Origin of the sequence: Kitasatospora griseola (assembly GCF_044999035.1) — a bacterium.
GTDB lineage: Bacteria > Actinomycetota > Actinomycetes > Streptomycetales > Streptomycetaceae > Kitasatospora > Kitasatospora griseola.
On record NZ_CP173360.1, the window covers coordinates 2,664,379 to 2,676,850 of the forward strand.

The 12,472-nt window shown below is 75.0% G+C and carries 9 protein-coding genes and 2 pseudogenes; 8 read left to right on the plus strand and 3 right to left on the minus strand.

Annotated features, from left to right (window positions below):
* Positions 1-23 precede the first annotated feature (23 nt).
* From murC to ACI1MP_RS12120, 3 genes are all read left to right on the plus strand, one after another.
* The gene (gene murC / locus ACI1MP_RS12110) at positions 24-1,409 is read left to right on the plus strand and encodes a UDP-N-acetylmuramate--L-alanine ligase (RefSeq protein WP_380339642.1); all 1,386 of its coding nucleotides are present in this window, start codon (positions 24-26) and stop codon (positions 1,407-1,409) included.
* Between the two features lie 27 nt (positions 1,410-1,436).
* Positions 1,437-1,841 (plus strand): peptide-methionine (R)-S-oxide reductase MsrB, encoded by a 405-nt coding sequence (gene msrB, locus ACI1MP_RS12115; RefSeq protein ID WP_100589684.1) that lies wholly within the window; start codon positions 1,437-1,439, stop codon positions 1,839-1,841.
* 93 nt (positions 1,842-1,934) lie between these two features.
* Positions 1,935-4,010: a restriction endonuclease gene (locus tag ACI1MP_RS12120; RefSeq protein WP_404868655.1), complete on the plus strand. Its 2,076-nt coding sequence runs from the start codon at positions 1,935-1,937 to the stop codon at positions 4,008-4,010.
* A gap of 21 nt (positions 4,011-4,031) precedes the next feature.
* On the opposite strand, the gene ACI1MP_RS12125 is transcribed toward ACI1MP_RS12120, so the two are convergent.
* Positions 4,032-4,946, minus strand: coding sequence for a GNAT family N-acetyltransferase (locus ACI1MP_RS12125; protein ID WP_380339520.1), 915 nt, complete (start codon positions 4,944-4,946; stop codon positions 4,032-4,034).
* A gap of 206 nt (positions 4,947-5,152) precedes the next feature.
* Here ACI1MP_RS12125 and ACI1MP_RS12130 point away from each other — a divergent pair.
* The 4 genes and pseudogenes from ACI1MP_RS12130 to ACI1MP_RS12145 all read left to right on the plus strand — a co-directional run bounded on the left by ACI1MP_RS12130 (position 5,153) and on the right by ACI1MP_RS12145 (position 8,962).
* Positions 5,153-6,416, plus strand: a pseudogene (locus ACI1MP_RS12130) (DUF692 domain-containing protein).
* A gap of 82 nt (positions 6,417-6,498) precedes the next feature.
* Positions 6,499-7,560, plus strand: a complete 1,062-nt coding sequence (locus ACI1MP_RS12135; protein ID WP_380339522.1) for a TIGR04222 domain-containing membrane protein — start codon at positions 6,499-6,501, stop codon at positions 7,558-7,560.
* A gap of 80 nt (positions 7,561-7,640) precedes the next feature.
* A complete protein-coding gene (locus ACI1MP_RS12140) occupies positions 7,641-8,402 on the plus strand; it encodes a TIGR04222 domain-containing membrane protein (protein ID WP_380339524.1) in 762 nt (253 codons plus the stop codon).
* Between the two features lie 92 nt (positions 8,403-8,494).
* Complete coding sequence (locus tag ACI1MP_RS12145; RefSeq protein WP_404868656.1) at positions 8,495-8,962, plus strand: hypothetical protein; 468 nt, start codon at positions 8,495-8,497, stop codon at positions 8,960-8,962.
* A gap of 77 nt (positions 8,963-9,039) precedes the next feature.
* On the opposite strand, the gene hemQ is transcribed toward ACI1MP_RS12145, so the two are convergent.
* Both hemQ and hemG read right to left on the minus strand, forming a co-directional pair.
* The gene (gene hemQ, locus ACI1MP_RS12150; protein ID WP_043909976.1) at positions 9,040-9,750 is read right to left on the minus strand and encodes a hydrogen peroxide-dependent heme synthase; all 711 of its coding nucleotides are present in this window, start codon (positions 9,748-9,750) and stop codon (positions 9,040-9,042) included.
* A pseudogene (gene hemG, locus ACI1MP_RS12155) lies at positions 9,747-11,180 on the minus strand (protoporphyrinogen oxidase); the annotation flags it as partial. The pseudogene hemG and the gene hemQ, both read right to left, overlap by 4 nt.
* A 151-nt stretch (positions 11,181-11,331) precedes the next feature.
* Between hemG and ACI1MP_RS12160 the strand changes: the two are divergent.
* On the plus strand, positions 11,332-12,312 hold the full coding sequence (locus ACI1MP_RS12160; RefSeq protein WP_404868657.1) for a DUF4349 domain-containing protein: 981 nt from the start codon (positions 11,332-11,334) through the stop codon (positions 12,310-12,312).
* Positions 12,313-12,472: the final 160 nt, after the last annotated feature.

The following is a 12,472-nucleotide window of genomic DNA, read 5'->3' on the forward strand; positions in this document are numbered from 1 at the left end:
CCTTGAACGACGCCGCGCACGACCTGCACGCCCCGCACTTCATCGGCATCGGCGGCGCCGGCATGTCCGGTCTGGCGAAGATCCTCGCGGTCCGCGGCGCGACCGTCTCGGGCAGCGACGCCAAGGAGTCGGACACCGTGCGGGCGCTGCGCGAGCTCGGCGCGACGGTGTTCGTCGGCCACGCGGCCGAGCACCTGCCGGCCGGGACGAGCAGCGTGGTGGTCTCCAGCGCGATCCGCGCCGACAACCCGGAGCTGGTGGCGGCGCAGGAGCGGGGCGTCCCGGTGGTGCACCGTTCGGACGCGCTGGCGGCGCTGATGGGCGGCCGTCGGGCGCTCGCGGTGGCGGGCACCCACGGGAAGACCACCACCACCTCGATGCTGGCGGTCAGCCTGGGCGAGCTGGGCCTGGAGCCCTCGTACGCGATCGGCGGCGACCTGGACCTGCCCGGGTCGAACGCGCACCACGGCGCGGGCGACATCTTCGTCGCGGAGGCGGACGAGAGCGACCGCAGCTTCCACAAATACGCGCCCGAGGTGGCGATCGTGCTGAACGTGGAGCTGGACCACCACGCCAACTACGCGTCGATGGAGGAGATCTACGAGTCCTTCGAGACGTTCGTCGGCCGGATCGTCCCCGGCGGCACCCTGGTGGTGTCGGCCGACCACGAGGGCGCCCGTGAGCTGACCCGCCGGGTCGCCGGGCGGGCGGGCCTGAACGTGGTGACGGTCGGCGCGGCCGAGGACGCGGACGTGCGGGTGCTGTCGGTGGCGGCGCGCGGCATGACCAGCGAGGTGACGGTCGAACTGGGCGGCGAGCGGCTGACGTTCACCGTCTCGGTGCCGGGCCGGCACTACGCGCACAACGCGGTGGCGGCGCTGGCCGCGGGCGTCGCGCTGGGCGTTCCGGCGGACGGGCTGGCGAAGGCGCTGGGCGCGTACACCGGCGTGCGGCGGCGGCTGCAGCTGAAGGGCGAGGCCCGCGGCGTCCAGGTGATCGACTCGTACGCGCACCACCCGACCGAGATGGCCGCCGACCTGGAGGCGATCCGCGAGGCGGCGGGCGCGGGCCGGGTGCTGGTGGTGTTCCAGCCGCACCTGTTCTCCCGCACCCAGCAGCTGGCCGAGGAGATGGGCCGGGCGCTGGCGCTGGCCGACGGCTCGGTCGTGCTGGACATCTACCCGGCCCGTGAGGACCCGATCCCGGGCGTCACCGCCGAGCTGATCATCGACGCGGCCCGCCGGGCCGGCGCGGACGTCCGGGCCGAGCACGAGTTCGCCGCCGCGCCCGCCGTGCTGGCCGGCCTGGCCCGCCCCGGCGACCTGGTGCTGACCATGGGCGCGGGCGACGTCACCAACCTGGGCCCGGAAATTCTGGGCGCCCTGGCGGACGTTGCACCTGCTGTCTGAGTCGAACGGCGAGCCCGGGAGAGTGCCGTGAGCTACGAGGTCCAGAAGTCCGACGCCGAGTGGCGGTCCGAGCTGAGCCCCGAGGAGTACCACGTGCTCCGCGAGGCCGGCACCGAGCGCCCGTTCGTCGGCGAGTACACCGACACCAGGACCGTCGGCGTGTACAGCTGCCGGGCGTGCGGCGCGGAGCTGTTCAGCAGCGAGACGAAGTTCGAGTCGCACTGCGGCTGGCCGTCGTACTACGCCCCGCTGGCCGGTGACTCGGTGGAGTACCTGGAGGACTCCAGCCTCGGGATGCGCCGGGTCGAGGTGCGCTGCAAGAAGTGCGGCAGCCACCTCGGGCACGTGTTCGAGGGCGAGGGCTACGACACGCCGACGGACCAGCGGTACTGCATCAACTCGATCTCGCTGCGGCTGAAGCCCGCCGAGTAGGAAGCGCCGACGCCCGCCCCCGTGGAAGACTGATCGCTCTTGTTCGGTCTGGACGTGGGTGGGGCGGGCGTGGCGCGGCGGCGGTCTTCCGGGGTGTGGTCGGTACTGGCGGAGGCGCAGCGTGAGCAGCACCGCCGCGTCGAGGCGCAGCGGAAGGCCGCGGCCGCCCAACAGCGGGACCACGAGCGGGCGCAGCGCGAGGCGCAGCGAGCCGCGGCGCGGGGCGAGCGCGAGGCACTGAAGGCGTACCAGCAGCAGCGGGACGCGGACGCGGCCCGTCGGACGGCCGAACTGGACGACCGGGTCGCCGAGTTGCGCGGGGTGCTGGCGGCGGGGCTGGCCGGTCCGGGGTTCTCGCTGGCGGAACAGAGCCGGGGCGGGCAGGGCGCGATCCCGCCGTTCGACCCGGGGCCGCTGGGCGTTCCGGTGCCGATGCCCGATCAGAACTGGTACCTGGTACCGCCGTTGACGGGCGCTCAGGCATACAACCCGGCGGCGCGCCGCCAGTGGGAGGAACAGGCCGGGCACGCCCGGGCCAGGTTCGAGTACGACTGGCAGGCGGCCTGGGCGGCCGAGCAGCAGCGGCAGCGCCAACTCGCCGACTACCGCGCCCAGTACGACGCGTGGGCGGCCGAGCGGCACCGCCTGCTGGCCGGGCAGAGCACCCAGGCGGGGCGGCTCGCGCAGCGGCTGCGGGCGGGCGAGGCGGCGGCGGTCGCCGAGTACTTCGAGGCGGTCGTCGACTGGCGGGAGGACTGGCCGGACGGCTTCCCCACCGACGGCGAGGCCTCCTGGGACGCGGACACCCGCCGACTGGTGGTGCGCTGGGAACTGCCCGCGTTCGACGTGGTGCCGACGGTCGGCCGCTACCGCTACGTCCGGTCCGACGACCGGGAGGACGAGGTGGCCCGGCCGGCCGGCCAGCGCAAGGAGATCTACCGCGAGGTGCTGGCGCAGTGCGCGCTGCGGGTCCTGGCGGAGGTGTTCCGGGCCGACCCCGACGGGCTGATCTCCACCGTCGGCCTGAACGGCGTCGTGGTGGCCCCGGACCCGGCGACCGGCCAGGAGGGCGACCGCTGCCTGCTGGCGGTGGAGGTGGACCGGGCGACCTTCGCCGGACTGGCCCTCGACCGCGTCGCACCGCTGGACTGCCTGCAGGACGCGCTCGGCGGACGGCTCTCCGCCCGGCCCGAGAAGGCCGACACGGTGGCCGAGATCCCGGCCGCCGCGACCTCCGCCGGGGACGGCGAGGAGCCGGACCTGTTCGCGATGGACCCGATCGAGTTCGAGAAGCTGATCGCCGAGCTGTTCCGCCGCCGCGGCTTCCGCACCAGCACCACCGCCCGCAGCGGCGACGAGGGCGTGGACGTGCTCGCCGAGGACCCCGACCCGATCACCGGCGGAAAGATCGTCATCCAGGCCAAGCGCTACCGGCACACCGTCTCCCCGAGCGCCGTCCGCGACCTGGAGTCCACGATGCGCCGCCAGGGCGCCAACCGCGGCATCCTGGTGACCACTTCGGGCTTCGGCCCCGGCTCGCGCAAGCACGCCGAGGGCCAGCCGCTCACCCTGGTGGACGGCCCGATGCTGCTCGCCCTGCTCCGCGAGCACGGCCTCCCCGGCCGACTGGGCCCCGCCCCGGCCCCCGCCCGGCAGGCCGACGGGCCTGCGGCCGTGGAGTTGACGCCCGGTCAGAACACCGTGCTGCCCGACGGCGAGGTACGGGTCCGCTTCCGGTCCGGCGGCGCGGACGCCGACCTGACGCTGCTGCTGCTCGACGCGCTCGGCAAGGTCCGGGCCGACGAGGACTTCGTCTTCTACCACCAGCCGACCGCGGCCGCCGGGGCCGTCACCCTGGAACCCGGCGACGGCAGCGCGGTGGTCCGCACCGACCGCCTGCCGACCACCGTCCACCGCGTGGCCGTGTCCGTGAACCTGGACGCCGACGGCGACGCCACCTGCGCGGACCTGATCGACCCGACGGTGGAACTCGCCGCCGGCCCCGGCCGCTGGACCTTCCGCCCACCGACCGACCCGGCCATCTCCGCGATGCTCGTCGCCGAGCTCTACCGCCACCCCGCCGACGGCTGGAAACTCCGTGCCGTCGGCCAGGGCTGGTCCGACGGCCTGGCGGGCCTGGCCCGCCACCACGGCGTCGACGTCGAGTAGCGGGCGAGGGCACCCCCGGAGTCAGAGCGTGCGGCTGTGCTTCCACTCCTCCGCGCAGACCCGGTACCCGAACCAGTCGTTGATGGCGAGCATCGGCGCGTTGTCGCCGTCGTTGTTGGTGTACGCCGCGGTCAGGCCGCGGGCCTGGGCGCGGTGCAGGGAGTGGGCCTTGGCGAGTTTGGCGAGGCCGCGGCCGCGGTGGGTGGAGCAGGTCGCGGTGAACGCGGACCAGTAGCTGCGGCCGTCGGTCTGGGCCGCGGAGAAGGCGACCGCCCGGCCCTGGTCGAGGACGACGGTGGTGAGGGTGTGGTCCTGGTCGGGCCGCTGCCAGATCTCGGCGAGCCAGCTCTCGTAGGACTGGTCCGCCAGGTCGAGGTCGCCGGGTTCGGCGCGGGTGCCGTCGATGTCGACCAGGTAGACGGGGTACGGGTCGTCCAGGAAGTCTGCGGCGGTGCGGAGTTCGATGCCGGGCGGGGTGGGCGGCAGTGGCGGCAGCGGGACGGTGAGGTCGCGGCCGGCGAACTGGGCGCGGCGGCCCCGCCGGTAGCCGCGGGCGGCGGCGAAGCCGAGGGCTTCGGGGGTGTCGTCCGCCCAGCCGTGGGCGTCGCGGACGCCGAGGCCGGCGAGTTCGCGTTCGGCGGCGGTGAGCAGCGCGGTGCCGATGCCGCTGCCGCGGTGCTCGGGCAGCACGCTGACGTTCAGGAAGCCCTGGTGCGGGACGGTGCTCTCGGTGACCGGGCCGAACCTCGCGGAGCCGACCACCTGTCCGGCGCGTTCGGCGACCAGCAGGTGGTAATGCGGCAGGCCGACGAGCCAGCTGGTCACCTCGGGTGTGACGACCAGGTGCGGTCGGCCGGCCCGGTAGGCGTCGGTGGCCCCGGCGGCGTCCTCGGGGGCGAACGGGCGGATGTCGTACGGCATCGAAGTCATAGGCATGTCACGTTAGTCAGTCGTTCGCCTGCGCGCCGCTGAATTTCCCCCACCTGCGGGCCGTCCTGTTCAGCGGGGCGGAAAGCTCAAGTTCAGCTCTGAGTTTCCGATGTCCCGCTTGGCACCGGCCCCGCCCGGATACACCCTCGGCAGGGGGAGTCGAGGCCGTCGAAAGGCCCGGCGGGAAGGGGTGGAATATGTCCTCGCACGGAATTCCGCGGTTGGGCACGGGGCTCGGCTGGCGCCCCGAGATCGACACCGCCGTGGAGCGGCTGCCCGGGCTGGACTGGGTGGAGGTGGTCGCCGAGAACGTCTGCGCCGACCACCTGCCGCCCTCGTTGACGGCGCTGCGGGGCCGGGGCGTGACGGTCGTTCCGCACGGCGTCTCGCTGGGCCTCGGCGATGCCGCCGAGCCCGATCCGGCACGGCTGGCGCGGCTGGCCGCGGTCGCCGAGGCGCTCGGTTCGCCGCTGGTCAGCGAGCATCTGGCGTTCGTCCGGGCGGGCGGCCTGGAGGCCGGCCACCTGCTGCCGGTGCCGCGCACCCGGGAGGCGTTGCGGGTGGTGGCCGCGAACGTGCGGATCGCCCAACAGGAACTGCCGGTTCCGTTGGCGCTGGAGAACATCGCCGCGCACCTGGCATGGCCGGGCGACGAGCTGACGGAGGCCCAGTTCCTCGCCGAACTCGTCGAGCGCACCGGCGTGCACCTGCTGGTGGACGTCGCCAACCTGCACACCAACCGGGTCAACCTGGGCGTCGACCCGGCCGCCGAGCTCGACCGGCTGCCGCTGGACGCGCTGGCCTACGTGCACGTCGCCGGCGGGGTGGAGCGCGACGGCGTCTGGCACGACACCCACACCCATCCCGTCACCGCCCCCGTGCTGGAGGTGCTCGCCGCACTGTGCGAACGCACCGACCCGCCCGGGGTGCTGCTGGAGCGGGACGGCGCCTACCCGCCGCCCGCCGAACTGTCCGCCGAACTCGACGCCGTCCGCCGGGTCCATCGCACGGCCCGCGACCACCGGAAGGAGCCCGACCGTGTCCGAACTGGACGAGTACCTGATCCGTGACCGCGCCGACGCCGAACTCGCCCTGGCCCGCCGCAACCTGGCCGCCCGTCAGGAGGAGCTGCTGACCGCCCTGGTGGCGGGCGGCCCCGCCCCCGTCGGGTTCGACCCGGCACACCTGCGCACCCAGTCCGAGGGCCTGCTCGCCAAGCGCCGGGAGACCGTCGGCCACCTGATGCCCGAACTGCCCGAGCTGCTCGGCCCGGACTTCGCACCGCTGTTCCGCCGCTACGCCGTCGGCCGCCCGCTCACCGGCGGCTACCGGGCCGACGCCCACGCCTTCGTCGCCTGGGCCCTGGACGCCGCACCCGCCGCGCCGTGGCACCCGGCCCTGCACCGTCTGCTCCACCCGGCCGCCCGCCGCTGGGCCGGTCTGCTGCCGCGCCGCACCGCCCGGGCGCACCGGTAGCCCTCGCGAACGCCGCACTCGGCACCACCTCACCGGCCGTGTCGCCGCCTCTCGCACCACTGCACGAAAGGACTTCGGGGGAATGTGGAACACCCAGTTCGTCGTGGCCCTGGTCATGGTCGCCCTGTCCATGGTCGTCGCCACCGTCTTCGACCGGCGCTGCCGCCGGGTCACCGAGCCCCGGGGCCTGCCCGGGAACGGCATGCCGCTGCTGGAAGCCGCGTTCCTGGCCGGCGGCCCGGCCCGGGCGGTGGACACCGCGCTGGTCCGGATGGAACGCGAGGGCCGGGTGGTGATCTCCCGGGCCCAGCGGGTCACGGTCACCGACGCCGCGCCGCGCGACGCCGTCGAGACCGTGCTGATCACCGCCGTCGGCGGCCGCACCGGGCGGGACCTGTCCGTGCTGCGCGCCTCCGTGCTGGGCAGCCCGGACGTGCAGCGGATCGGTGACGCCCTGGCCGCCCGCGGCCTGCTGCGCCGGCCCGCCGCGCTCAAGGCCGCCTGGCGGGCCCGCCGGCTGGTGGTGCTCGCGCTGGTGGTCACCCTGGTGCTGGGCACGGCCGCCACCGTCCAGTGGCTGTCCGAGCCGGGGCGGGACGCCGGCACTCCCCCGTTCTTCGCGTTCGGGGCGCTGGCCGTGGTCGCCGTCGTGCACCTGGTGGTCGGCCGGCCGCCGAAGGCGCGGATCACGCCCGCCGGGGAGCGTCAGCTGCAACTGATGCACGGCAGCAGCCCGTGGCGTCCGCGCGAGGTGGACCGCGGGCACGCCGCCCTGGTCGGCGCGTTCGCCCTGGACGGGCCCGCCGCGCTGAAGGACGCCGCGGACCGGCCGCTGCGCGAGGCGCTCGGCGGCACCGCGCCCCGGCCGGCCTCCCTGGTGAAGGCGGGGCGTTCGAGCAGCTCGGGCGGCGCGGCGGACACCGGAGGGGCCGCGGGCGCGGCGTGGTGCGGAACCACCGTCAGCTCCTGCGGCTCGTCCGGTTCCTCCGGACACTCGGGGCACTCGGGGCACTCCGGCGGGCACTCGGGGCACTCGGGCGGGCACTCCTGCGGCGGGTCCTCGCACTCCTGCGGGTCGTCGAGTTCGTGCGGTTCGTCCAGTTCGTGCGGGTCGAGCTGCGGCGGCGGGGGCTGCGGGTCCTGAGTCGGGGTCGTGTCACAGTTCGGTATCGCGGCAGGTGGATCCATTCCGCTTGCCGCGTGAGCGGGACTAGAACAAACACCATGTGGGTGCTGCTGCTGATCCCGACCTGTGCCGCCGCGGTGCTGTCCTGTCTGCGCCTGGTCCGGGTCGCCTCGGCCGCCGACGCCCTCGTCGAGCACCTGCCGACGGCCGACCGGACCTCGGGGATCGGTCTGTACGAGACCGCGTACCTGGCGGGCGGACCGGCCCGGGTGGTGGATCTGGCGCTGGTCCGGATGGCCGGGCTGGGCCGGCTGCACCTGGCGCACACCGGGTGGACCACGGTGGTCGATCCGCAGGGCCGGGGCCGGCTGGAGCGGGCCCTGATCACCGCGATCGGCCCCGAGGGCCAGTGCCGCACCGCCCAGTTGAAGGCGGCGCTGGCCGCCCACCCCACCGTCCGGGACATCGGCGACCGGCTGGCGCTGGCCGGTCTGGCCACGCCGGCGGAGGTCCGGGTCCGGGCGCTGCGGGCGATCCGGCACGTCCGGTACGCGCTGCTCGGGGCGGTCGCGATGCTGCTGCTCACGGTGGTGCTGAACTCCGACGGCGAACTGGCCCGGACGGCCGTCGCCTGGTACTCGCTGCCGCTGGTGCTGACCGGCGGCACCCTGATGATGGCCCGGGTCGACGTGCACTCCTACACCGCCTGGGCAGCCCCCGCCGGGCAGCGCCTGCTGCGCACCCTGCGCTGGCCGCACATCTGCCGGGCGGGCACCGACGACCTGCTCACCGCGGTCGCGATCCGCGGGCCCGAGGCCGTCCAGGACCCGCGTCTGCGGGCGGCGCTGAGCCACCGTTAGCCGGACGGGCCCGGGGCCGTCCGGGCCGAGTTCCGACGCCGCGTCAGCGCGTTGCGCGCCGGGGCCCTCCGGCCGCTCGCAGACTCGACGGCATGATTCGTCTCCGCATCGCCGCCGCGGCGGTCCTCGTCCTCTCGCCGGTCGTCCTGTCGGCGCCCGGCCCGGCGGCGCTCGCCGTCGAACAGCACCGGGCCCCGAGCCTCTCGCAGCCGCAGGCGTTCCGGACGCCCGCCGAGCAGCGGGTCGACACGTTCTTCTCCACGTACCGCGACGCCGTCCTCCAGGGCGAGCCCGAGGCCGCCAGGATGGTCCGGCAGAAGTACCTGACCGCCGACCTGAACGCCCGGCTCGACCGGTGGGCGCAGGCCAACGACGCCGACCCGGTGTTCCGGGCGCAGGACGTCCCGGTCGGCTGGACCGTCGCCCAGGACAGCAGCGGCGCCGGGCACACCGCCGTGCTGCTCACCGAGCAGTGGGGCGACGGCTCCACCACCCCCGTCGAGTACCAGCTGCGGCTGCCCGACCTGGTGATCGACGACCTGGAGAACGCCCCCGCGTGACCGCGCCCCGGAACGCCGACGGCCGCCGCCGCGCGGGGGCGCGGTGACGGCTGTCGGAGCGGTTCGGAGCGGTCGGGTCAGAACAGCCCGGCGACCAGGTCGCCGACCGACTTGCGGCGGCCGGTGAAGAACGGCACCTCCTCGCGCACGTGCAGCCGCGCGCGGGACGGGCGCAGGTCGCGCATCAGGTCGACGATGCGGTGCAGCTCGTCGGCCTCGAAGGCCAGCAGCCACTCGTAGTCGCCGAGCGCGAACGAGGCGACGGTGTTGGCGCGCACGTCCGGGTAGCCGCGGGCCATCTGGCCGTGCTCGGACAGCATCGCCCGGCGCTCCTCGTCGGGGAGCAGGTACCACTCGTAGGAGCGGACGAACGGGTAGACGCAGACGTACTCGCGGGCCCGCTCGTCGGCGAGGAACGCGGGGATGTGCGACTTGTTGAACTCGGCGGGGCGGTGCAGCGCCATGTTCGACCAGACCGGCTCCATCCGGCGGCCCAGCTCGGTGCGGCGGAAGCGGTTGTACGCCTCCTGCAGGTCGTCCGAGTTCTCCGCGTGCCACCAGATCATCAGATCGGCGTCGGCGCGCAGGCCGGACACGTCGTAGGTGCCGCGGATGGTGACGTCCTTGGCGGCGAGCTGCTCGAAGAGTGCGTCCACCTCGGCGACCAGGGCGGAACGGTCCTCGGGGAGGCCGTCCTTCAGCTTGAACACCGACCACATGGTGTAGCGGATGACCTGGTTGAGGTCGCGGGCCTTCTTCTTCACGGGCTGCTCAGTGCTTTCGGTCATGAGCCCATTGTCCCTTCTGTGCGGGTGGTTCCGGTGACGGGGTGGACGGCGGCGGCCCGACGGGCGCTCGCGACGACGGAGGGGATGCCGACGCCGTCGTAGGCGGCGCCGCAGACGGCGATGCCGCCGAGCGCGTCCAGCCGGGTGCGGATCCGGGCGACCCGGTCGAGGTGGCCGACCGGGTACTGCGGCAGACCGTCGGTCCAGCGGGTGACGGTGTGGTCGTACGGGGTGGCGCGCAGGCCGACGGCGGTCTGCAGGTCGGCCAGCGAACGGGCCACCAGGTCGGCGTCGTCCAGCTGGAGCGCGGCGGCCTCGCGGTGCCGGCCCAGCGAGGTGCGCAGCAGGAAGGTGTCCGGCGCGGAGCGTTCCAGCCAGGCCCACTTGTTGCTGGAGAAGGTGGACGCCTTGATGTTGCGGCGGTCCACCGGCGGCACCAGGAAGCCGCTGCCGACGAGCGGACTGTCCGCCAGGTCGGCGCGCCGGAAGGCGAGCGTGACCAGCGCCATCGAGGCGTACTCGATCCCCCGCAGCTCGGCCGCGGCGGCGGGCGCGTCGGCGGCGAGCAGCGCGGCGGCGTGCGGGGCGGGGACGGCCAGCACCACGGCGTCCGCGTGCAGTCGCCGTCCGCCGGTGGTGACCTGCCAGCCGTCGGGGGTGCGGCGCAGCGCCTCGACGGGGTGGCCGGTGAGCAGTTCGGCGCCGTGCGCGCGGTCGTGCGCGGCGATGGCGTCGGGGAAGGTGCCGAGGCCGCCGCGCAGGCCCTGGAAGACCGGGCCGGTGGCGGTCGAACGGCCGGTGAGCTCGCGCACCGCCTCGGTCAGCGAGCCGTCGCGCTGCGCCAGTGCCAGCAGCTGCGGGACTGCGGCGCGGATCGAGATCTCGTCGGCGTGCCCGGCGTACACGCCGCCGAGCAGCGGCTCGACCAGCCGGTCGACGACCTCGCGGCCGAGCCGGGCGGCGATGTAGGCGCCGATCGGGGCGTCGTCGCCGATCTCGGCGGGCTGCTCGTGGACGGCCCGCTCCAGGCCTTCGGGGGTGAGCACGCCGGACGCCTTCAGCGCGTCCAGGTCGCCGGGCACGCCCATCAACTGGCCGCCGGGCATCGGACGCAGGCCCTCCCGGGTCCAGATCGACGCCTTGGCGGTGGTCGGCGGCTCCAACTGCTCGCCGAGACCGACCTGCCGGGCCAGTTCGACGGCTTCCGGGCGGCGGGCCAGCATCGACTCCGCGCCGAGATCGACCCGGACGCCGCCGACCTCCCCGCCGCGCAGCTTGCCGCCGAAGCGGTCGGACGCCTCCAGCACGGTGACCCGCACCGGCCGGTCACTGAGGAAGGCGGCCGCGGCCAGGCCCGCGACGCCGCCACCGATCACCACGACGTGAGGTTTCGCCATGTCCCGCAGTCTTCCAGCCCTTATCCCGAATCCGGAATCGGCCCACGCGACCGCCGAGACCGCCGTGAGGCCGAGGCGTGATCGTTCCGGTACCGCCGGCGCGGGTCCGGTCCGCGGGCCCGCGCGTCACAGTGCTTGAGGGCGGGCGAGCGGCCCGCCGCACGGACACGGGGAGGGGACGGGCATGGGAGTACGGGTGCGCAGAGCGGGGGCGGCCGGCGTTCTGGCGGCGGTGCTGCTGCTGGCCGGGTGCAGCGCGAACGGCAGCGGCAGCAGCACATCCGCGGGCAAGGCCGACGACGCGGCGGCGGCCGCACCGGCCGACGCGAAGGCCGCGGCGGGCGCGGCGGGGACGGGCGGTGCGGGCGCGGGCGGTGCCACGGCCGCGCCGTCGGCCGGGGCGAGCGGGCAGCCGGTGAACCGGCAGATCGCCTACCAGGCCCGGATGACGATCAAGGTGGACGACCTGGAACCGGCCCGCGACAAGGCGGTGGACCTGGTCACCCAGGCGGGCGGATTCGTGTCGGGCGAGAGCCGGCGCGGAGCGGGCGAGGGCGCCCAGGCCACCCTGACGCTGAAGGTGCCGTCCGAGTCGTACCAGAAGACCGTGGACGCCATCGGCGGCCTCGGCCGGCGACTGGCCCTGACCAGCCAGGCCGACGACCTCACCGGCCAGATCGCCGACGTGGACAGCCGGGTCAAGTCGATGCGCGCCAGCGTGGACCGGGTGCGGGCCCTGATGGCGGAGGCCAAGACGCTGTCCGAAGTGGTCTCGCTGGAGAGCGAACTGACCCGCCGTGAGTCCGACCTGGAGGCCCTGGAGCGCCAGCAGCAGGCGCTGACCTCGCGCACCTCGCTCTCCACCGTGACGCTCGACCTGCTGACGGACTCCCAGCGCCCCACCGACGCGGTCGCCAAGCCCAAGGACGGCTTCTGGCACTCGGTCGGCAAGGCCCTCACCGGCGGCTGGCACGCGCTGCTGGCCGTCCTGCACGGCCTCCTGGTCGTCCTGGCCGCCGGCGCCCCGTTCCTGCTGGTCCTCGCCCCCGTCGCCTGGCTCCTCCTCCGTCTCCGCCGCACCCGCCCCCGCCCCACCCCGCCTCCGGCCCGGAACGCCTTCCCCGCCCCGCCCCAGCACCCGCCGACGCCCGGGACGGAGGACTGAGCCCACTGCGCCACGACGGCCGGCCGGGCCCGGGGACGCCAACAGGCGAACCCAGCGGCCCGGCCCCCGCCACGACCGGCCGGCGCCCGCGCAGCACGGCCGCCGCACTCGCACCCGCGCCGCGGACACCGGAGCCACGCCGAATCCGCCCGCACCGCGA

Bases quoted from the DNA above. Each gene is read 5' to 3' on its own strand.
- ACI1MP_RS12125 (WP_380339520.1), bottom strand. From the start codon at position 4,946: ATGCCTATGACTTCGATGCCGTACGACATCCGCCCGTTCGCCCCCGAG.
- ACI1MP_RS12135 (WP_380339522.1), top strand. From the start codon at position 6,499: ATGTGGAACACCCAGTTCGTCGTGGCCCTGGTCATGGTCGCCCTGTCC.
- ACI1MP_RS12140 (WP_380339524.1), top strand. From the start codon at position 7,641: ATGTGGGTGCTGCTGCTGATCCCGACCTGTGCCGCCGCGGTGCTGTCC.
- ACI1MP_RS12145 (WP_404868656.1), top strand. From the start codon at position 8,495: ATGATTCGTCTCCGCATCGCCGCCGCGGCGGTCCTCGTCCTCTCGCCG.
- hemQ (WP_043909976.1), bottom strand. From the start codon at position 9,750: ATGACCGAAAGCACTGAGCAGCCCGTGAAGAAGAAGGCCCGCGACCTC.
- ACI1MP_RS12160 (WP_404868657.1), top strand. From the start codon at position 11,332: ATGGGAGTACGGGTGCGCAGAGCGGGGGCGGCCGGCGTTCTGGCGGCG.